This window comes from Ramlibacter sp. G4-7, assembly GCF_057784995.1.
In genome coordinates this window covers 40,037-60,233 of the sequence record NZ_JBYNTT010000003.1, presented here as the reverse complement: position 1 = coordinate 60,233, position 20,197 = coordinate 40,037, and the positions used below count along the sequence as shown (strand labels likewise).

20 protein-coding genes and 1 pseudogene are annotated in these 20,197 nt (G+C 68.7%); 9 read left to right on the top strand and 12 right to left on the bottom strand.

Annotation, left to right across the window (positions count from 1 at the left end; genetic code table 11):
• Positions 1-21 precede the first annotated feature (21 nt).
• Complete coding sequence (locus tag AC3EGR_RS05210; RefSeq protein WP_488545389.1) at positions 22-603, bottom strand: NADPH-dependent FMN reductase; 582 nt, start codon at positions 601-603, stop codon at positions 22-24.
• Positions 604-711: 108 nt separating this feature from the next.
• Between AC3EGR_RS05210 and mnmG the strand changes: the two genes are divergently transcribed.
• The 6 genes from mnmG (at position 712) to AC3EGR_RS05180 (ending at position 6,456) form a co-directional block, all read left to right on the top strand.
• Complete coding sequence (gene mnmG / locus AC3EGR_RS05205) at positions 712-2,664, top strand: tRNA uridine-5-carboxymethylaminomethyl(34) synthesis enzyme MnmG (protein WP_488545388.1); 1,953 nt, start codon at positions 712-714, stop codon at positions 2,662-2,664.
• Positions 2,665-2,797: 133 nt separating this feature from the next.
• Entirely contained in the window at positions 2,798-3,472 is a 675-nt protein-coding gene (gene rsmG, locus AC3EGR_RS05200) for a 16S rRNA (guanine(527)-N(7))-methyltransferase RsmG (protein WP_488545387.1), read from the top strand.
• A 24-nt stretch (positions 3,473-3,496) separates the two neighbouring features.
• Complete coding sequence (locus AC3EGR_RS05195) at positions 3,497-4,111, top strand: LysE family transporter (protein ID WP_488545386.1); 615 nt, start codon at positions 3,497-3,499, stop codon at positions 4,109-4,111.
• A gap of 3 nt (positions 4,112-4,114) precedes the next feature.
• Positions 4,115-4,981, top strand: a complete 867-nt coding sequence (locus tag AC3EGR_RS05190; RefSeq protein ID WP_488545385.1) for a ParA family protein — start codon at positions 4,115-4,117, stop codon at positions 4,979-4,981.
• On the top strand, positions 4,978-5,517 hold the full coding sequence (locus tag AC3EGR_RS05185; RefSeq protein WP_488545384.1) for an RBBP9/YdeN family alpha/beta hydrolase: 540 nt from the start codon (positions 4,978-4,980) through the stop codon (positions 5,515-5,517). Before AC3EGR_RS05190 ends, AC3EGR_RS05185 begins: the two co-directional genes overlap by 4 nt.
• 12 nt (positions 5,518-5,529) lie before the next feature.
• Positions 5,530-6,456: a ParB/RepB/Spo0J family partition protein gene (locus tag AC3EGR_RS05180; RefSeq protein ID WP_488545383.1), complete on the top strand. Its 927-nt coding sequence runs from the start codon at positions 5,530-5,532 to the stop codon at positions 6,454-6,456.
• 104 nt (positions 6,457-6,560) lie between these two features.
• Here AC3EGR_RS05180 and AC3EGR_RS05175 read toward each other — a convergent pair whose 3' ends face one another.
• From AC3EGR_RS05175 to AC3EGR_RS05160, 4 genes and pseudogenes are all read right to left on the bottom strand, one after another.
• Positions 6,561-7,931, bottom strand: coding sequence for an MmgE/PrpD family protein (locus AC3EGR_RS05175; RefSeq protein WP_488545382.1), 1,371 nt, complete (start codon positions 7,929-7,931; stop codon positions 6,561-6,563).
• An 8-nt stretch (positions 7,932-7,939) separates the two neighbouring features.
• Positions 7,940-8,734: pseudogene (locus tag AC3EGR_RS05170) on the bottom strand (Bug family tripartite tricarboxylate transporter substrate binding protein); the annotation flags it as partial.
• 15 nt (positions 8,735-8,749) lie between these two features.
• A complete protein-coding gene (locus AC3EGR_RS05165) occupies positions 8,750-8,914 on the bottom strand; it encodes a hypothetical protein (protein WP_488545381.1) in 165 nt (54 codons plus the stop codon).
• Positions 8,911-9,633, bottom strand: coding sequence for an FCD domain-containing protein (locus AC3EGR_RS05160; RefSeq protein ID WP_488545380.1), 723 nt, complete (start codon positions 9,631-9,633; stop codon positions 8,911-8,913). Before AC3EGR_RS05160 ends, AC3EGR_RS05165 begins: the two co-directional genes overlap by 4 nt.
• A gap of 93 nt (positions 9,634-9,726) precedes the next feature.
• Between AC3EGR_RS05160 and AC3EGR_RS05155 the strand changes: the two genes are divergently transcribed.
• Positions 9,727-10,692, top strand: coding sequence for a hypothetical protein (locus AC3EGR_RS05155; RefSeq protein WP_488545379.1), 966 nt, complete (start codon positions 9,727-9,729; stop codon positions 10,690-10,692).
• Between the two features lie 69 nt (positions 10,693-10,761).
• Here AC3EGR_RS05155 and AC3EGR_RS05150 read toward each other — a convergent pair whose 3' ends face one another.
• Positions 10,762-12,186, bottom strand: a complete 1,425-nt coding sequence (locus AC3EGR_RS05150; protein WP_488545378.1) for an FAD-binding oxidoreductase — start codon at positions 12,184-12,186, stop codon at positions 10,762-10,764.
• 58 nt (positions 12,187-12,244) lie between these two features.
• A complete protein-coding gene (locus AC3EGR_RS05145; RefSeq protein ID WP_488545377.1) occupies positions 12,245-12,817 on the bottom strand; it encodes a hypothetical protein in 573 nt (190 codons plus the stop codon).
• A 147-nt stretch (positions 12,818-12,964) separates the two neighbouring features.
• Between AC3EGR_RS05145 and AC3EGR_RS05140 the strand changes: the two genes are divergently transcribed.
• Positions 12,965-13,534 (top strand): cob(I)yrinic acid a,c-diamide adenosyltransferase, encoded by a 570-nt coding sequence (locus tag AC3EGR_RS05140; protein ID WP_488545376.1) that lies wholly within the window; start codon positions 12,965-12,967, stop codon positions 13,532-13,534.
• Between the two features lie 95 nt (positions 13,535-13,629).
• Here the strand turns inward: AC3EGR_RS05140 and AC3EGR_RS05135 are convergent, their stop codons facing one another.
• The 5 genes from AC3EGR_RS05135 to AC3EGR_RS05115 form a co-directional block, all read right to left on the bottom strand.
• On the bottom strand, positions 13,630-14,055 hold the full coding sequence (locus AC3EGR_RS05135; protein WP_488545375.1) for a hotdog fold thioesterase: 426 nt from the start codon (positions 14,053-14,055) through the stop codon (positions 13,630-13,632).
• Between the two features lie 9 nt (positions 14,056-14,064).
• Positions 14,065-15,402 carry a solute carrier family 23 protein gene (locus AC3EGR_RS05130; protein WP_488545374.1) on the bottom strand — a complete coding sequence of 446 codons (1,338 nt, stop codon included), beginning with the start codon at positions 15,400-15,402 and terminating at the stop codon, positions 14,065-14,067.
• A gap of 76 nt (positions 15,403-15,478) precedes the next feature.
• Positions 15,479-16,369: an alpha/beta fold hydrolase gene (locus tag AC3EGR_RS05125; protein ID WP_488545373.1), complete on the bottom strand. Its 891-nt coding sequence runs from the start codon at positions 16,367-16,369 to the stop codon at positions 15,479-15,481.
• Between the two features lie 195 nt (positions 16,370-16,564).
• On the bottom strand, positions 16,565-17,167 hold the full coding sequence (locus AC3EGR_RS05120; protein WP_488545372.1) for a TetR/AcrR family transcriptional regulator: 603 nt from the start codon (positions 17,165-17,167) through the stop codon (positions 16,565-16,567).
• Positions 17,168-17,331: 164 nt separating this feature from the next.
• Complete coding sequence (locus AC3EGR_RS05115) at positions 17,332-18,132, bottom strand: cyclase family protein (RefSeq protein WP_488545371.1); 801 nt, start codon at positions 18,130-18,132, stop codon at positions 17,332-17,334.
• A gap of 49 nt (positions 18,133-18,181) precedes the next feature.
• Here AC3EGR_RS05115 and AC3EGR_RS05110 point away from each other — a divergent pair, with 49 nt between their 5' ends.
• Positions 18,182-20,188 carry an acetoacetate--CoA ligase gene (locus tag AC3EGR_RS05110; protein ID WP_488545370.1) on the top strand — a complete coding sequence of 669 codons (2,007 nt, stop codon included), beginning with the start codon at positions 18,182-18,184 and terminating at the stop codon, positions 20,186-20,188.
• Positions 20,189-20,197: the final 9 nt, after the last annotated feature.

Here is a 20,197-nt window from a genome sequence, read left to right as displayed (position 1 = left end):
CGCTCTCGTTTCGCTAGCGCATCAGGCTTGCTGCAGGCGGTCTGCCGCCCACAGCACCTGTTCCACGACGGCGTCCGCGCGCTTGCGGGATGCCTCCTCCACCAGGCGGCCCTCTTCGTCGAAGGCGCTGCCCGCGCGGCTGACGGCGAAGGTCTGCGGCGCCACCCAGCAATGCAGGTTCAGGAGCAGCGGAATGAGGTGGCTCTGCGAGCGGATGCCGCCCAGCGCGCCGGGCGAGGCGCTCAGGACGCCGACCACCTTGCCGCGCGAGAAGCGGAAGTCGTCCTTCCAGACGGGGTCGCTGCGGACCGGGCTGGACAGCCAGTCCAGCGTGTTCTTCACCAGCGCGGGGTAGCTCGCGTTGTACTCCGGGGTGCAGATGATCCAGGCCGGGTGCTCGTAGAACAGCTGCTTGAGCTTCATCACGTCCGCCGGCGTGCCCTTCGCCTCGAGGTCGGCGTTGTACATCGGGATGTCGTAGTCGCCCAGCTCGAGGTGCGTGACCTCCGCGCCGCGTTCGCGCGCCAGCCCCGCGACCTCGCGCGCGAGCTTGCGGTTGTACGAGGCCTGCCGGGTGCTGCCGGCGAAGACGAGGACTTTCATGGGCGCATTGGAGCATGCCCGGCAGCTTTCCCCTGCGCCTCGTAAAATCTCCCCCTTCCTGCTACCGGCCACCTCTGGCCCCCCGCGCCCGGTTCGGCGCCCACCCCGATGCTTTACCCCGAAGAATTCGACGTCATCGTCGTTGGCGGCGGCCACGCCGGCACCGAAGCAGCCCTCGCCGCCGCGCGTATGGGCTGCAGGACCTTGCTGCTCACCCACAACATCGAGACGCTGGGGCAGATGTCCTGCAACCCCTCGATCGGGGGCATCGGCAAGGGCCACCTGGTCAAGGAGGTGGACGCCCTGGGCGGTGCCATGGCCATCGCGACCGACGAGGCCGGGATCCAGTTCCGCATCCTCAACTCGAGCAAGGGTCCTGCCGTGCGGGCCACCCGCGCCCAGGCGGACCGCATCCTGTACAAGGCGGCGATCCGCCGGCGGCTGGAAAACCAGCCCAACCTGACCTTGTTCCAGCAGGCCGTGGACGACCTCATGGTGGAGGGCGACCGGGTGGTCGGCGCCGTCACGCAGATCGGCATCCGCTTCCGCGCCCGGGCCGTCGTGCTCACGGCCGGCACCTTCCTGGACGGGAAGATTCACGTCGGCCTGCAGAACTATGCCGCTGGACGCGCCGGCGATCCGCCGGCCCAGTCGCTGTCGGCCCGGCTCAAGGAGCTGAAGCTTCCGCAGGGGCGCCTGAAGACCGGGACCCCGCCCCGCATCGACGGCCGGACCATCGACTTCAGCAAGACCGAGGAGCAGCCGGGCGACCTGGACCCGGTGCCGGTGTTCAGCTTCCTGGGCCATGCGCACATGCACCCCAAGCAGGTGCCGTGCTGGATCACCCACACCAACGAGCGGACGCACGAGATCATCCGCTCGGGTTTCGACCGCAGCCCGATGTTCACCGGGCGGATCGAAGGGGTGGGTCCCAGGTACTGCCCGAGCGTGGAAGACAAGATCAACCGCTTCAAGGACAAGGACAGCCACCAGGTCTTCCTGGAGCCGGAAGGCCTGACGACCAACGAGTTCTATCCCAACGGGATCTCGACCAGCCTGCCGTTCGACGTGCAGCTGGGGCTGGTGCGCACGCTGCCCGGGCTGGAGAACGCCCACATCCTGCGGCCGGGCTACGCGATCGAGTATGACTACTTCGACCCGCGCGGCTTGAAGTCCTCGTTCGAGACCCGGGCGATCGGTGGCTTGTTCTTCGCCGGTCAGATCAACGGGACGACGGGTTACGAGGAGGCCGCCGCCCAGGGCTTGTTCGCCGGGATCAATGCCGCGCTGCAGGTGAAGGGGCAGGGCGCCTGGCTGCCCAGCCGTGACCAGGCCTACCTCGGCGTTCTCGTGGATGACCTGATCACCAAGGGCGTGACCGAGCCGTACCGGATGTTCACCAGCCGGGCCGAGTTCCGGCTGCAGCTGAGGGAGGACAACGCGGACCTGCGGCTGACCGAAGACGGCCGCCGCATGGGGCTGGTGGACGACGCCCGCTGGGACGCGTTCTGCCGCAAGCGCGACGCTGTTTCACGTGAAACAGAGCGGCTGAAGTCGACCTGGGTGAACCCCCGCATCCTCTCGACCTCAGAAGCCGAGCGCGTGCTGGGGACGACGATCGAGCACGAGTACAACCTCGGCGACCTGCTGAGGCGGCCGGACGTCGGCTACGAAACGCTCCTGTCCCTGGAGGGCGGCAAGTGGCGCGGCAGCGATGTTTCACGTGAAACGCTGGGTGCGCTGTATGAGCCCGTCGTCGAGCAGATCGAAATCGCCGCGAAGTACTCTGGCTACATCGAACGGCAGAAGGACGAAGTGCAGCGCGCCGCTTCCTACGAAAACCTGAAGCTGCCGGCCGAGCTGGACTACATGCAGGTGGCGGCGCTGAGCATCGAGGTGCGCCAGAAGCTGAGCAAGCACCGGCCGGAAACGCTGGGCCTGGCCTCGCGGATCTCGGGGGTGACGCCGGCGGCGATCTCGCTTTTGCTGGTCCACCTGAAGAAGAACAAGTTCAAGGGTTTCGTGGACGCGGCGAACCAGGCGGGGCAGGCGGCGGCATGAGCGCGGGTTTTTCTCCTGCCTCAGCCCGGGGAGGGTCGGGGCGGGAACGAATTGGCGGCTTGGGTTGGGCGCGGGACGAGGCGGCGGAGTGCCCCCACCCCAGCCCTCCCCCAGGGGGGGAGGGGGCAAGGCCATGATCGGCGCGGCGCCACTCGACCGGCTGCGGGCTGCGGCGGCCCAGCTCGGGCTGGATCTCTCCGACACCCAGCTCGACCAGCTTCTTTCCTATCTCGGCCTCATCGCCAAGTGGAACAAGGTCTACAACCTGACCGCGGTCCGCGACCCGGACCAGATGCTGGTCCAGCACCTGTTCGACAGCCTGGCTGCGGTCGGCCCCTTGCGCCGGTACACCGCCGGCAAGCCGGTGCGGCTGCTGGATGTCGGTTCGGGCGCCGGCTTGCCCGGCGTGGTTTTCGCGGTCTGCTGCCCCGAGATCCAGGTCGAATGCGTCGACACGGTGGGCAAGAAAGCCGCCTTCATCCAGCAGGCGGCGGTGCACTTGCGGCTGCCCAACCTGCGCGGCATCCACGACCGAGTCGAAAACCTCAAGGGCCCTTACGACGTCATCAGCTCCCGCGCCTTCGCGTCGCTGCCGGATTTCGTCGCCTGGTCGGGCGGGGCGTTGGCAGAGCAGGGCGTCTGGCTGGCCATGAAGGGCAAGTCCCCGGAGGCCGAGATCGCCGAGCTGCCGGCTTCAGCTCGTGTGTTCCACGTGGAACAGCTGGCCGTTCCTGAACTGTCGGCGGAACGCTGCATCGTCTGGCTGCGGCCGCAATCGGACGACGGGGTCGCCTCACCCCGCAGTTAAACTCGGCCTTCACCTGGAGAGGCCATGCTTGGCGTTGCTGATTACGGGGCGTTCGTCGCCGCGATCCTGATCTTTCTCGCCATCCCCGGCCCCGGCAACTTGGCGCTGATCACCTCGACCAGCAAGGGCGGCATCCGCGGCGGACTGGCCGCCACCTTCGGCGTCATCGCCGGTGACCAGGTGCTGATGTGGGCTGCCGTCGCCGGTGTGGCCACGCTGCTGGTCACCTACCCCGCCGCGTTCCACGCCGTGCAGTGGCTGGGTGCCGCCTACCTCGCCTGGCTCGGCTTGAAGATGCTGCTGGCCAAGCCCGGTGCCAAGCCGATCCTGAACATCCAGCCGCGCCACTACTTCAAGCAGGCCGCCGTCATCACGCTGCTGAACCCCAAGGCCATCGTGTTCTACATGGCCTTCTTCCCCCTGTTCGTCGACCCGGCCCGCCACCAGGGCCTGGTCACCTTCGGGGTGATGGCTGCGACCGTCGCCGTCCTCACCTTCCTCTACGGCCTGGGCGCCACCCTCCTCACGCACTTCCTCGCGGAGCGCATGCGCGCCAACCCGGTGATCGGGCGGACGCTGGAGAAGGTCGCCGGCCTGTGTCTCATCGGCTTCGGCGTCAAGCTCGCGGTCTCCAGGTAATCCATGGCAAAGATCTTTTGCGTCGCCAACCAGAAGGGCGGGGTCGGCAAGACGACCACGACGGTGAACCTGGCCGCCGGCCTGGCCAAGGTGGGCCAGCGGGTGCTGATGGTGGACCTCGACCCGCAGGGCAATGCGACCATGGGCTCGGGCGTGGACAAGCGCAAGCTGGCCCACACCGTCTATGACGTGCTGCTGGAGTCCGCCACCCTCAGCGAGGCGCGCATCAAGAGCGACCGCCTGATCGAGGCCGGCTGCAGCTACGACATCCTCGGTTCCAACCGCGACCTCGCCGGCGCGGAGGTGGAACTGGTGGACGTCGACCGCCGCGAGACCCGGCTGAAGGAGGCGCTCGCGCCCGTCCTCGCCGAGTACGACTTCATCCTGATCGACTGCCCGCCGGCGCTGTCCCTGCTGACGCTCAATGGCCTGTGCGCCGCGCACGGCGTGATCGTCCCCATGCAGTGCGAGTACTTCGCGCTCGAAGGCCTGTCCGACCTGGTGAACACCATCAAGCAGGTGCACGCCAACCTGAACAAGGACCTGGAGATCATCGGCCTGCTGCGCGTCATGTTCGACCCGCGCATCACGCTGCAGCAGCAGGTGAGCGACCAGCTCAAGGCGCACTTCGGCGACAAGGTGTTCAACACCGTGATCCCGCGCAACGTGCGGCTGGCCGAAGCTCCGAGCTACGGGCTTCCGGGCCTCGCTTTCGATCCCTCGGCCCGTGGCAGCCAGGCCTTCGTGGAGTTCGCGAAGGAGATGGTGGAGCGGCTGGGAAGCATGCGCAACCCGCCCGCCACGCCGCCGGCCGCCGCCGTCGAGCGACCCGTGAGCCTGGGCGGATTGCTACACAAAAGAGAGCAGTGAAGCCAAGCAACGTGCTGGTGCTGCCTGGCTGGGAGGGAAGCGGGCCGCGCCACTGGCAGTCCCTCTGGGAGCAGCGCCACGGCTACCGGCGGGTGGAGCAGCACGACTGGCTGAAGCCCTTGCGGGGCGACTGGATCGCGCGGCTGGAAGACGTGGTGCTGTCCTGCGACGAGCCGGCGGTGCTGGTCGCGCACAGCCTGGGCTGCATCCTCACCGCCGCCTGGGCTGCGCATTCGAGGAACACCCACCGCGTGAAGGCGGCGCTGCTGGTCGCTCCGGGCGACGTGGAGCGCCCCGAGATCCGCGAGCAGCTTCCCTCGTGGACGCCGATCGAGCTGCAGGCGCTTCCGTTTCCCAGCGTGCTGGTGGCCAGCCGCAACGACCCGTACTGCGCCTTCGAGCGGGCGCGCCTGTTCGCGCACGCGTGGAACGCACAGTGGATGGACTACGGCGACTGCGGCCACATCAATGCCGATTCCGGCCTGGCCAGCTGGCCCGAAGGCCACGTCCTGCTGCAGGACCTGATGAAAGACTGAGAGAACAGTGAGATGGTGACCAAGAAACCCAAGGGCCTCGGACGCGGCCTCGAAGCGCTGCTCGGACCCAAGGTGCAGGACCAGCCCGCGTCCGCGGGCGACGGCGCCGGCACGAACGCGGGCCTGCCCGCATCCTTGATGCTGGGCGACATGGTGCCCGGCATGTACCAGCCGCGCACGCGCATGGACGAGGGCGCGCTCTACGAGCTGGCCGAGTCGATCAAGGCGCAGGGCATCATGCAACCCATCCTCGTGCGCAAGCTGCACGAGGGTGAGAACGCGGGCAAGTACGAGATCATCGCCGGCGAGCGCCGCTTCCGTGCCGCCAGGCTCGCCGGCCTGGACAGCGTGCCGGTGCTGGTGCGCGACGTGCCGGACGAGGCGGCCGCGGCCATGGCGCTGATCGAGAACATCCAGCGCGAGGACCTCAACCCGCTGGAGGAGGCGCAGGGCCTGCAGCGCCTGATCAAGGACTTCGGCCTCACGCACGAACAGGCGGCGCAGGCCGTGGGGCGCTCGCGCAGCGCCGCGTCCAACCTGCTGCGCCTGCTCAATCTCGCCGACCCGGTGCAGACGATGCTGATGGCCGGCGACATCGACATGGGCCACGCGCGCGCGCTGCTGTCGCTGGAGCGGGCCGCGCAGATCACCGCGGCCAACCAGATCGCGCAGAAGAAGCTGTCCGTGCGCGAGGCCGAGAGCCTGGTCAAGAAGATCGGCGCGGAGTTCTCGCTGGTCTCGCCCAAGCCCAAGAAAGAGAAGTCGCGCGACATGCGCCGCATCGAGGAGGAACTGTCGGACCTGCTCACCGCGGAAGTCGAGGTGCGCGTGAAGAAGCGCGTCAAGCGCCACGGCCGCGTGGAGGAACTCGGCGAGGTGTCGATCCAGTTCGGCTCGCTGGATGAATTGAACGGCTTGATCGACCGGCTGCGGGGCTAGTCGCGATCCGCCTTCCCCGTTGGGGGGAGGGCAGGGGTGGGAGCAGCGCGTTGCGGGTCGGCCCCCATCCCGACCTTCCCCCAGAGGGGAAGGAGCCATCACACTCAGGGACGCGTCAGCGCTGCGAGCGCGCGCAGGTCCTTCGCCTTCCCGAGGCCCCAGCACGCTTCGATCAGCTGCTTTGTCTTCGCCGCACCGATCACCGGCTCGGACAGCTGCGTGAACTTCGCTTCCAGCATCTTGTCGGTCATCGGCTTTTGCAGCGAACCGATCGCGTGTTCCACGAAGACGTGGACCTTGCGGCCGTCCTTCAGGACGGCGGTGACGTCGGCGCTGGCCTCGTCGATGCTGTTGTCCACGGTGGCCTGCACCTTGCGGCGCAGTTCCACCATGTCGGGGCGGTTGACGATGTCGTCGTGGTACTCGTCTTCGCCCGCGCGGCCGAAGATGAGGCCGGCGGCGCAGCCGTGGTACACGCTGAACTTGCCTTGCAGGCCGTCCGCGGGTTCCTTCTTGCCCGTGAGTTCCAGCACCAGGGAGTGCACGCGCAGTTCGATGCGCTCGACCTGTTCGGCGCGCACGCCTTGTTCGCGCAGCTGCACGCAGGCATCGATGCTGGGATGGATCACGATGCCGCAGGCGAAGGGCTTGTAGCTGTTGAACGAGATCTCGAAGCGCTCGCCCAGTTCGTCGGTCGCTTCGTTCCACGCCGTCTTGGTGGACACCACCTGCGCCCAGCCGCGCGGCGCTTCCAGCGCGCGCGTGCTGGAGGTGAAGCCCTTGGCCGCCAGCAGCGCCGAGGTCAGGCCCGCGCGCGCGGCGGCGCCCGGATGGAAGGGCTTGGTCATGGTGCCGAACTGCTCGCGCAGGCCGATCGGCTGCGAGGCGGCGATGCCCAGCGCCATCTGCGTCTTGTGCGCATCCAGCTTCAGCAGGCGGGCGCAGCCGGCGGCGGCGCCCAGCATGCCGGTGGTGCCGGTGATGTGCCAGCCGCGGTCGTAGTGCTCCGGGTACACCAGGTTGCCCAGGCGGCAGGCGACGTCGATGCCCAGCACCAGTGCGTCGACCACCTCGCGGCCGCTCATGCCCTTGTGCTCCGCCAGCGCGAGCAGGGCGGAGGCGACGGGGCCGGCCGGGTGGATGATGGTCTTGAGGTGCGTGTCGTCGAAGTCGAAGGTGTGCGAGGTGATGCCGTTGACCAGCGCGGCGCTGGCCATGTCGACCTTCTCGCTGCGGCCGGCCACGGTGGCCTGCGGCGCCGGCTGCAGTTCGGCAACCGCGGCCAGGGCGGCGTCCGCCGCCTCGTGCTTCGCGGCGCCGACGGCGCATCCGAGCCAGTTGAGGAAAGTTCGGTGGGCTTCGTGGTCCACCGCGTCGTTCCAGCCGCGCGATGCGTGCGAGGCGACGTATTCGGCCAGGATCTTCGTGATGGGCGGGGCGTTGTGGTCGGCCGGGACCTGGGTGTTGCGGGCCATGTCTTTCCTTATGCGTCGATGTGCAGGTTCTGCGCCTTGACCAGCGCGCTCCAGCGCGCGATGTCGGCCTGGATGTACTTGGCGAAATTCTCCGGGCTCATGGCTTGCGGTTCGATCGCCTCGCTCGAGAGCTTCTCGCGCAGGTCGGGCGCGGACAGCACCTGGGCCAGCGAGACATTGAGGCGGCTCAGCACGTCATGCGGCATGTTCGCGGGACCGACGACACCGTACCACTGCATGGCGTCGAAGTTCTTCAGGCCGAGCTCCTCCATGGTTGGGACGTCCTTCAGCTGCTCGGCGCGGCGCTTGCCCGTCACGCCCAGCGGACGGAGCCGGCCCGAACGGATGTGCGGCAGCGCGGCGGCGAGGCCCGGGTACATGGCCTGCGTCTGGCCGCCGATCACGTCGGTGATGGCCGGCGCGATGCCGCGGTAAGGGATGTGCACCATCGGCACGTGCAGCTGCAGCTTGAGCAGCTCCATGGTCAGGTGGGTCAGCGAGCCCGAGCCGGCCGAGCCGTAGCTCACCTTGCCCTTGTTGGCGTTCAGCCAGGCGACGAAGTCCTTGAAGTTCTTCACCGGCAGGTTCGCATCGACGACCAGCACGTTGGGTGTCGCGCCGATCATGCCGACCGGCGTGAAGTCCTTGATCGGGTCGTACGGCAGCTTGCGCGTGGCCGGGCTGGTGCCATGCGTGGCGACGTAGCCTTGCATCAGCGTGTAGCCGTCCGCAGGAGAGCGCATGGTGGCCTGGCAGGCGACCACGCCGCCGCCGCCGCTCTGGTTGTCGACGACGAAGGTGCCGCCGAGGGCGCGCGCCTAGCGTTCGCAGACGGTGCGGCCCACCATGTCGCTGCCGCCGCCGGGGGCGACCGGCACGATGTAGCGGATGGGCTTGTCCGGATAGCTGCTTTGCGCGCGGGCGGCCGACCAGGGGGCGAGGGCCAGGGCCGGAGCGGCCTGGAGGATGGAGCGACGTTTCACGACTGCATATCTCCCGTGTTGGAATCCTTGTGGGTGACCAGGCGCTGGTGGGCGCGCTGGACATGGTCGGCCACCAGCTGCTCGGAGCGACGTGCGTCGCCCGCGCGCAAGGCGGCCGCGATTTCGCGGTGATCGGCGACCGAGGCCTGCATCCCCAGCCCGTGGGAAAGGTTGGTCAGGCGCGACAGATGCAGCTTCTGCGTGAGGTTGCGGTAGGTCTCGGTGAGCGCGGCGTTGCCGGCGGCTTCCACCATGAGCCAATGGAATCGCAGGTTCTCGCTGTAGTACGCGCTCACGTCAACGGCCTGGGCGGCATCCTGCATCCGACCGACGGAAGCGTCCAGGGCGTCCGCCAGCAGATCGCGCGCGGCCTGCGGGAGCTCCGCGGCGCGGCGTCCGGCGAAGCCGTCGAGCACGGCGCGCAACTCGTAAAGATCCCGCACTTCCTGGGCGCCGAGCTTGCGCACGAACACACCGGAGTGCTTGCGGGCCTCCACCAGGCCGGAGCTTTCCAGCTCGCGCAGCGCCTCGCGCACGGGCACCCGCGACACGCCCAGGCGGGACGCGACATCGGGTTCGTTGATGCGTTCGCCGGCCTTGATCTCGCCACGCAGGATCATGCCCAGCACGTCGTCCCGGACCAGTTTTCCCAAAGAGGTGGAGCGGACCGTCGCGGCCAGGGCCGTATCGGGTTCGGGCGCGGGGTCCCAAGGCAGCATATCCGAAATATTGTATACGATTACGTTTCGAGGGAGACGGGCGCCGGAACCGGCGGCTAGGATGAGCTTCATGTGCTTGGACGGAGCAATCCGATGAAAAGCCGGAACAGGGCGTGGATGTGGGCCCTCTGGACCTTGGGAGCCGTGGGTTGCGTGAGCGCCCAGGCGGAGACTTTCCGTTGCCGCCAGGCCGACGGCACCGTGGCCTTCCAGCAGTCACCTTGCTCGCTGGCGGAGCTGGTGATGCCGGATGCTGCGCCCGTCTCGGCGCCCGACCCGACCGCGAAGCCGGCGACCGTCGCGGCGCCGGACGCCTTCCCCGCCAGCCCGGCGAGCACGACACCTGCGCCCAGGCCGGTCGTGCGCGAGCGCCTGGTCACCGTGCCGGCGGCGGCGGCCGTGGCGCCCAGCGGCACGCCGTCCTCGGACGAACCCTTCGTGAAGCCGAGCAAGCGCAAGCGCGACATCCTGGAGCTGTCGGCCCAGTTCAACCGCTGCCGCTACGACGCGCCCGGCTTCGCCCAGAAGAGCGAGGCGGTCTACGCCGCGTGGATCCGCCGCTACGGCACCGTGCTCGCCGAATACGAGAAGCTGCTGGCCGCCAAGGTCCGCGCCAGCCGGCGCGGCGAGGCCAGCCTGCCGCTGAACCTGTGTACCGACGATTGGCTGCGCACGACCCTCGAGCCGCTCAGCCGCCCGCCCGATCCGCGCCTGCAGACGGTGGAGAAGACCTGGCAGGCTTTCCTGGGCGCACTCATGACGGGCGACCGCGCGGCGGCGCTGGGCTGCCTCGGGGGCAAGGCGGCAGCGGGCTGGAAGACCAAGGTCGACCAGATGAGTGACGAAGAGCTGCGCCGCGTCGCCGCCTCCGTGCGTGCGCTCAAGGTGCAGTGGGGTGACGACTACGAGAAGGAAGGCCTGGTGGCGGACACGGAGAACCGGGTGATCGCCATCGGCTTTCGCAACGTGAACGACGAGTGGAAGATCACCGAGCTCGGGGGTGCGCCGGCAGTATCGCTGCCGGTGGAACGGCCGCCCGCGCCGGCCAAGACCGACTGAATCTCATCGCGTTGGCGAGCGTGGGTGCCTTCCGGCGCCTTCGCCGCCATCCCGCGATGAATGGTGGCGTCACATCGCGAAGATCTTCCCTGGGTTCATGATGTTCTTCGGATCCAGCGCGCGCTTGATCGTGCGCATCATGTCCACGGCGCCCGCGCCGGCCTCGTCGACGAGGAAGCCCATCTTGTGCAGGCCCACGCCGTGCTCGCCGGTGCAGGTGCCCCCCAGCGTGAGCGCCCGGTGCACCAGCTTGTCGTTCAGGTCTTCCGCGGTCGCGCGTTCCTTCGGGTCGTTCGGGTCCAGCAGGTAGCCGAAGTGGAAGTTGCCGTCGCCGACGTGGCCGACGAGGAAATAGGGGATGCCGCTCGCATCGGCCTCCGCCACCGAGTCCAGCAGGCAGTCCGCCAGGCGCGAGATCGGCACGCAGGTGTCGGTGGAGATCGCGCGGCAGCCCGGGCGCGACTGCACCGCGGCGAAGTAGGCGTTGTGCCGCGCGGTCCACAGGCGCGTGCGCTCTTCCGGGGTCGCCGCCCACTCGAAGGCCTTGCCGCCGAACTCGGAGGCGATCTCCTGCACCGTCTCGGCCTGCTCCTTCACGCCGCTGGGCGAACCGTGGAACTCCATCAGCAGCATCGGCTCCTCGCGCAGCCCCAGCTTGCTGTGCGCGTTGACCATGCGCACGGTGTTCACGTCGATCAGCTCCACGCGCGCGATCGGCACGCCGAGCTGGATGGTCTGGATGGTGGCGCGCACTGCCGCCTCGATGCTCGGGAAGGAGCAGACCGCCGCCGAGATCGCTTCGGGAATGGGGTACAGGCGCAGGGTGACCTCGGTGATCACGCCCAGCGTCCCTTCGCTGCCGACGAACAGACGCGTCAGGTCGTAGCCCGCGGAGGACTTCTTGGCGCGGGTGCCGGTGCGGATCACTTCGCCGCTCGCCGTGACGACTTCCAGCGCCAGCACGTTCTCGCGCATCGTGCCGTAGCGCACGGCGTTCGTGCCCGAGGCGCGGGTGGCGCTCATGCCGCCCAGCGACGCGTCCGCACCCGGGTCGATGGGGAAGAACAGGCCGGTGCTCTTGATCTCGTCGTTGAGCTGCTTGCGCGTGACGCCTGGCTGAACGGTCACGGTCAGGTCTTCCGGATTGACGGCCAGCACCTTGTTCATGCGCTGCACGTCGATGCTGATGCCCCCTTGCACGGCCAGCAGGTGGCCCTCGAGCGAGGAGCCCACGCCGAAGGGGATCACCGGCGTGTCGTGCTCGCTGGCCAGTCGCACGGCATCGGCGACGTCTTGCGTGCTCTCGGCGAACACCACGGCTGCGGGCGGTGGCACCTGGAAGGAGGACTCGTCGCGGCCATGCTGCTCGCGCACCGCCAGGGCGGTGGAGCAGCGCTCGCCGAAGCGCGCCTTCAGCGCGGCGAGCAAGGCGGCGGGGACCTCGCGCTGCTGGACTTCGGGAACGAGGTGGGCGAGGGCGGCAGGTGCGTTCATGCGGGGACTCCGGAGGAGGCCCCAGTGTAGTCAAGCCGGCCGCGTCCCGGCCCCGGGCTTACCGCAGGGAGTCGTCGTACTCGAAGCGCGAGATGACGTTGTCGAAGTTGCGGTCCATCTCCTCGAAGCTCATGGTGGCGATGCTCAGCCGTCGCGCCTCCGCGCGGGTGAGCTCGCCGTCGTGGTTGGCGTCGGCGAAGTAGAAGGACCGGGCGCTGTCGACGGCGGAATAGCCGCCCGCACCGCCGGCGCCGTACTGGCCCGGTCCGGCGACGGGTCCGGCACCCATGACGGCCGTGGAGGTGGCACCGCCGGCCGGGAACAGTTCCGTCGGCACGTTGACGTCGCGGCCGCCGATGAGGCCGGGGCTGGTGGGCGCAATGCCGCCGGCCGGCACGGGCGAGCTGTTGGCGGCGATCGGGTCGGAGGACTGCGCCGCCCCGCTGCCGGAGCTGATGCCGGCAGGGAACACCGGCCGCAAGCCGGCGGGGTTGGGCGCGGCCGGTGTCGGGCGCGGCGCCGTGATGGCAGTCGTGCCCGAGCCCTGCGAAATCTGCCTTTGTGCATGGACCGCGGACGTGGCCGCGGCCAGGCACAGGCCGGTGGCGATGAGGCGTGCGAGAGGGGACATGGCAATCTCCGGATCGTTTGCCACCGGAAGCGCAGGTGGCCTTCTCGCATCGTGGCCGGGCGGTCCGCAACGGACGAGCCTCCGCGGACGCCAATTGCTGTAGGACCGTTCAGGCGGCTGGCGGACAATGGGCGGAAAGGAGAACACATGGGCAAGCGGCTGACCCAGATCGCCACGCGCACCGGCGACGACGGCACCACCGGGCTGGGGGACAACACGCGGGTTCCCAAGGACCACCTGCGCGTGCACGCCATGGGCGACATCGATGAACTGAACTCGCACATCGGCCTGTTGCTGTGCGAAGAGCTGCCGGCCGAAGCGCGTGCGTTGCTGGTGGAGATCCAGCACCAGCTCTTCAACCTCGGCGGCGAGCTGTCCATTCCCGGTTTCGAGCTGCTGAAGGCCGAGGCGGTGCTGGCGCTGGACGAGGCGCTCGCCGAGTACAACGCGCAGCTGCCGCGGCTGGAGGAATTCATCCTGCCCGCCGGCAACCGCGCCGCCGCGCAGGCGCACGTGTGCCGCACCGTGGCGCGACGCGCGGAGCGCGCGGTGGTGGCGCTCGGGGCGGCGCAGACGCTGCGCGAGCTGCCGCGTCAGTACCTGAACCGCCTGTCCGACCTGATGTTCGTGCTGGCGCGCGTGTTCAACCGCATGAACGGCGGGGACGACGTGTACTGGAAGAGCGAGCGGCTGGCGCGGGGTGCGGACAGCGAGTAGGTGCATGTCGTGCCGGGCTGACCCGCGGCATCCACGACGCCACCGTCCCGCGTCCATGCTTGCGGGCTAAGCCCGCACCGACATGCTTTCGCGCTTTACGGCGCGGCCAGCACCGCCATCGTGATCCGCGACACGCACGTCAGCCGACCCTGGTCGTCGTGCAGCTCGATCGCCCACACTTGCGTGCTGCGCCCGATGTGCACCGGCGTCGTCTTGCCGGTCACCCAGCCGGACGTGGCGCCGCGGATGTGGTTCGCATTGATGTCCAGGCCGACGACCCGGTGGCCCGGCGGCGTGCAGTAGATCGCGCCGCAGGAGCCGAGCGTCTCCGCCAGCACCACGCTCACCCCGCCGTGCAGCAACCCGAACGGCTGCTTCGTGCGCTTGTCCACCGGCACGCGTGCGCGGATGAAGTTCTCGCCGACCTCCAGGAATTCCAGCCCGAGGTGCTCGGGCGCGGTGTCCTTGTGTGAAGTGGTGAGTGCTTCGACCGAAATGGGGCGGATCCAGATGGCAGGCATGGGTCGATGTTAGCGGCTGCGGGTCTCGACGCTGGGCGCGTCGGCGACCGCGACGCCCGGGGAACTGCTGCGGTTCAGCAAGGCCCACAGCAGGATGGCGCCGAAGGTTGCCGTGCCGATGCCGCCCAGGGCGAATCCGCCGAACTTCACGGTGAAATCGCCCGTGCCCAGCACCAGCGTGATGGCGGCGACGATCAGGTTCCTGTTCTGCGAGAAGTCCACCCGGTTGTCCACCCAGATCTTCGCGCCCGCGATGGCAATCAGGCCGAACACCACGATGCTGACGCCGCCCATGACCGGCAGGGGGATGGCCTGGATCACGGCGCCGAACTTGGGCGAGAAGCCCAGGATCACCGCGAAGGCCGCCGCGAACAGGAAGGCCGCGGTCGAATAGATCTTCGTGGCGGCCATCACGCCGATGTTCTCGGCATAGGTGGTCACGCCGGTGCCGCCGGCCGCGCCGCTCACGATGGTCGCGATGCCGTCACCCATGAAGGCGCGGCCCATGTACTGGTCCAGGTTGCGGCCCGTCATGGCCGTGACGGCCTTGATGTGGCCCAGGTTCTCGGCCACCAGGATGATCGCCACCGGCGCGATCAGCAGCATCGCCGGTCCGGAGAACTGCGGCGCGGCGAAACCGGGGGCGCCGAACCAGGCGGCGCTGGCGATGCCGCTGAAGTCGATCGGCTTGCCCAGGCCCATGCCATTGGTGAGGACGGCGTAGATGACGCTGGCCAGGATCAGGCCCACCAGGATCAGCAGTCGCTGCACCATGCCCCGCGTGAGAACCGCGACCAGGCCGACGCACACGAAGGTGACGACCTGCATCCAGCTCTCGAAGTTGCTGGAGGCCATGTTCTTGATGGGGATGCCGGCGAGGTTCAGGCCGATCACCGCGACCACGGCCCCGGTCACGACCGGCGGCATGAAGCGCTCGATCCAGCCGGTGCCCACCGCATGCACGATGGCGCCGATGATCGCGTACACGATGCCGCAGGCGATGATGCCGCCCAGCGCGACGCCGATGTTGCCGTTCAGTCCCTTGCCCGCATACGCCGTCGCGGCGATCACGACGCCGATGAAGGCGAAGCTCGAACCCAGGTAGCTGGGCACCTTGCCGCCGGTGACCACGAAGAAGATCAGCGTGCCGATCCCGCTCATGAGGATGGCGATGTTGGGGTCGAAGCCCATGAGGATGGGCGCCAGCACCGTGGCGCCGAACATCGCGATCACGTGCTGCACACCCATCGCCGCCGTCTGCGGCCAGGGCAGGCGCTCGTCGGGCGCGATCACGCCGCCTTGCTGCAGGACTTTCGCGTCCTTCTCCGTCCAGTCGAACATTCCCATCGTCGCTCCTTCTCCTCTGAATGGGGAGCGATGCTAGGTGCAATGTCCGTGCCGCGCAAGGCGGGCGCGCATGCGTTCAACGCGCGAACAGGACCACCTTCGCAATGACACCGGGGTCCTTCAGCAGCTTGCGGTGGCCCAGGCTGTCGGTGGGCAGCAGTTGCGCGCCCTGGATCGCGCTCGCGTAGGCCTGGCCGTCCGCGAAGGCATTGATGCTGTCGGCGCGATCGTGCACGACCAGCGTGGGCACGCGTATGCGAGGCGCCACGGCGCGGGGCTCGAAGTTCCGCATTAGGACGCCCTCGCGCGCCTCGATGTGCTTTTGCATCGCCGCGCGCGTCGCCTCGCTCAGGCCGAAGACCTGCGCGAAGTAGCGCGTGTAGTTGCGCGGCGAGGCCGGCGGCGCAATCAGCACCAGCTTGCCGACGGGAAGGCCGCGGCTCGTCGCGTAGGCCGCGGCGTTCGCGCCCAGCGAGTGCGCGGCCAGCAGGCCGATCTCGTAGCCCTCCTGCTGCAGGCGGCCCACGGCGTAGTCGATCGCGCGGGCGAACTGCGGCAGACTGCTGGTGCTGCCCGCGCTGCGGCCGTGCGCCGGCAGCTCCAGCAGCACCGGACGCCAGCCATGCTGGGCCAGGGATTCGGCCAGCGGCAGCAGCTGGCGCGCATTTCCGCCCCAGCCGTGCACGAGCAGCGCGACCGGCCCGTGCGCTTGCACGGGCTGCGAGTACACCGTCAGCTGCGCGTCCTCGAACGGCCAGTGCGCGGTCTTCCACTCCGCCGGCCAGGGCGTGCGCCGCTGCAGCCATTTCGGCGGCAAAGGCGTACAGAACAGGCGCACGGCGGCGCGCACCGCCAGCGCCGGCCAGAGTTTCTGGGACGTGCCGAGCGCGAGGCGGAACACGCGCAGGCCGACGCTGGCCTGGTAGTAGCCGGCCGTGGCCTGCACGGCGCTGCTGGAGCTGTCCATGGGAGATCCTTCAGAAGAAGATGAAGTCGTTGTTGCTGCGCGGCAGGCGCCGCAGCTGTTCGACGATCGCGCGGGTGGCGCGCCAGCCGCCGTAGGCGGCGAGGAGGGTGAGCAGGGCCAGCATGGTGCTTTTCCTTTCTCGCACGGTTGTGCGAAACATGGGCAGGGGAAGGGGCGGAGGTCTCTTCGTGCGGTTCAGGTCTGGTAGGTCTTCACCAGCCGGTCCCAGGTGGCCTGGGCGCGGTCGGAAGCGCGCGGGTCGCGCAGGAAGCGGATGTCGTGCAGCTGCCCCATGGCGAGGCTGTAGATCTCCCCCACCAGCTGCTCGGGGTCGGTGTCGGCTTTCAGGTGGCCGGCTTCCATCGCCTGCAGCACGGTGCGGCGCAAGGCGGAGCGCCAGCGCGTCACCTCGCCGAGCAGGAAGTCGCGCAAAGGCCCTTCGCGGTCGTCGAGCTCGAAGGCGCCCGCGGTGAAGATGCAGCCGGTCTGCCCTTCGACGTCGCGCGTGCGCAGGATCCAGCGGCGCACGATGTCGTTCAGGCGGGGCAGGCCCTTGGGCTGCTGCATCGCCGGCACGAAGACGTGGGAGAGAAAGCGCCGTCCGAACTCCTCGATGACGGCCATCTGCAGCGCTTCGCGCGAGCCGACGCGGGAGAACACGCCGCTCTTGGACAGTCCGATGCGGTCGGCCACGGCCTGCAGGGTGATGGACTCCAGGCCCTCGGCGGCGGCGAGGTCGAGCGCCGCGCCGACGATGGCGGCGCGCGTCAGTTCGCTTTTCTGGGTCCGGGCGTCCATGCCAGGAAGATTAGCACGATTGTGCGAAAAGGCAAATCGCGGGAGATGGGCGGGTGGTCGGTGGGGAAATCCGGGGTGACCGGTGGGGTTCGCTGCCGCTCACCGGCCGGCGGCCGCGGTCGCCGCCACCCTGCGTGGCAGCGGATTGACGCGCCTTGAAGGACTCACGCAAACAATGCCTCATCAAAGATCGCCACCGCCCGCGTCCAACCCGCGGACGCTCCCCGGATCTTGTGCGGGAAGCAGCTGATGTAGAACCCGTGCGGCGGCAGCGCCTCGAGGTTGTGCAGCTTCTCCAGGTGGCAGTAGCCGATGTCGCGCCCCGCCTTGTGGCCTTCCCAGATCAACGCCGCATCGTGGGTCTCGCCGTACTTCTTCGCGGTGTGCACGAAGGGCGCGTCCCAGCTCCACGCATCCGTTCCGGTCAGGCGCACGCCGCGCTCCAGCAGATACATCGTCGCCTCGTAACCCATGCCGCAGCCGGCCGACACGAAGTCGCTCTGCCCATAGCGCGAGCCCGCACGCGTGTTCACCACCACGATCTCCAGCGGCTGCAGCGTGTGCTCGATGCGCTGGAGTTCCGCCTCCACGTCCTGGGCCTGCACGACATAGCCGTCCGGCAGGTGCCGGAAATCGAGCTTCACGCCCGGCTGGAAGCACCACTCCAGCGGGACTTCGTCGATCGCGATCGAGCGCTCCTTCTCGCCGAGCTTCTGGTTCATGGTCGAGTGGAAGTGGTAGGGCGCGTCCAGGTGCGTGCCGTTGTGCGTGGACAGCTGCACGAACTCCACCGCCCAGCCCTCGCCGTCCGGCAAGTCGCCCTTTTGCAGACCCGGGAAGAAGGGCTCGATCTGCGGGAAGGTGTTCTCGTGCGTGAAGTACTGGATCTTCGGCGCGAACGCCGGCGGGTCCGACACCACGTCGTTCTCGAGGTAGATGGACAGGTCGACGAACTTCCGTGGCATGGGAAAACCTCCGTTGGGCTGCGGCTTGCCCGATGCTAGTCTGACCCGCATGAGCGCAGCACCGTACGTTCCCCAGATCCGCCGCTACCAGGACTGGCTGCGCAAGGAGCGCGGCCTGGCCTTCGCCGACTACCAGGCCCTGTGGGACTGGTCCGTGCGCGACCTGCCGGCGTTCTGGCAGAGCGTCTGGGACTACTTCGACCTGCAGTCGCCCACGCCCTTTCGACAGGTGCTGGCCCAGGAGACGATGCCGGGGGCGCGCTGGTTCGAGGGCGCGCAGTTCAACTACGTGCAGCAGGTGTTCCGCCACGTGCAGCCCGCGCATGCGGCCGGCTTTCCCGCGATCATCGCGCGCAACGAGCAAGGCGAGCACCGCGAGATCGCCTGGCCGGAACTGCGCCGGCAGGTCGCGTCGCTGGCGCTGCACCTGAAGGCGCAGGGGCTGCGTCCGGGCGATCGCGTCGCGGCCTACCTGCCCAACATTCCGGAGGCGATGGTCGCCTTCCTCGCCGTCGTGAGCCTCGGCGGCGTGTGGAGCATCTGCGCGCCCGACATGGGGACCAACGCGGTGCTGGACCGCTTCCGGCAGATCGAGCCGAAGATGCTGGTCGTCTGCGACGGCGTGCACTACGGCGGCAAGGATTTCGACCGCAGCGAGGTCGTTGCGCAGCTGAAGGCGGCGCTGCCCACCGTGACCCATGTGCTGGTGCATCGCCGCTCCGGCGAGGGCGTGCCCCCGCTGCCTGTCTTCACCGACTTCGCCGAGGCGATCGCGGCGCAAGGTCCCGAGGTGGATGCCTTCGAGCCCACGTGGCTGCCCTTCGACCATCCGCTGTGGATCGTCTACTCCAGCGGAACCACGGGGCTGCCCAAGCCCATCGTGCACGGCCACGGCGGCTCGGTCATCGTGGGCCTGGCCCTCAAGACGCTGCACAACGACATCGGCTGCAGCTATGACCCGAACAACTGGGGCGAACGCTTCCACTGGTACAGCTCCACGGGCTGGGTGATGTGGAACGCGCAGACGGCGGGCCTGCTCAATGGCACCACCTGCTGCATCTACGACGGCAATCCCGGCGGCAGCAAGGACAAGCCGGACTGGAGCGTGCTGTGGCGCTTCGCGTCCGAGCTGGGCGTGACCTTCTTCGGCGCCGGTGCCGCTTTCTTCGCCAACTGCATGAAGGCGGGGCTGGACCTGTCGCAGTACCCTGGACTCAAGACCGTGCGGGCGCTGGGCACCACGGGATCGCCGCTGGCCGAGGACGTGCAACGCTGGGGCACGCGCCAGTTCCAGGCCTTGGGCGTGCCGGACATCTGGTGGTGCAACATCTCCGGCGGCACCGACTTCGCCGGTGCCTTCATCGGCGGCAACCGCGAGCTGCCGCAGGTGCCCGGGCAGATGCAATGCCGCCTGCTCGGGTGCGCCGTCGAGGCGTGGAACGAGCAGGGCGAGCCGGTGATCGGCGAAGTGGGCGAGCTGGTGTGCACGAAGCCGATCCCGTCCATGCCCTTGTACTTCTGGAACGATCCCGGCAACCATCGCTACCTCTCCAGCTACTTCGACATGTATCCCGGTGTCTGGCGTCACGGCGACTGGCTGCGGATCACCCCGGAAGGCGGCTGCATCATCTATGGCCGCAGCGACGCGACCATCAACCGGCACGGCCTGCGCATGGGGACGAGCGAGCTGTACAGCGCGGTAGAGGGCTTGCCCGAGGTGCTGGACTCGCTGGTGGTGGACCTGGAGTTCCTGGGTCGCGACAGCTACATGCCGCTCTTCGTCGTGCTGCGCCCGGGGCTCGCACTCGATGACGCGTTGAAGGCGAGGCTGTCCCGCGCGATCCGCACCGCGCTCAGCCCGCGCTTCGTGCCCGACGAGATCCTGCAGGTCCCGGAGGTTCCGCGCACGCTCTCCGGCAAGAAGCAGGAGCTGCCGATCAAGAAGTTGCTGCTCGGCCAGCCGATCGAGAAGGTCGTGAACCGGGACGCGATGGCGAATCCGGGCTGCCTCGACTGGTATGTGGCGTTCGCTCGGGCGCGCGCGGCGTCGTCCTAGGGGCCGTGC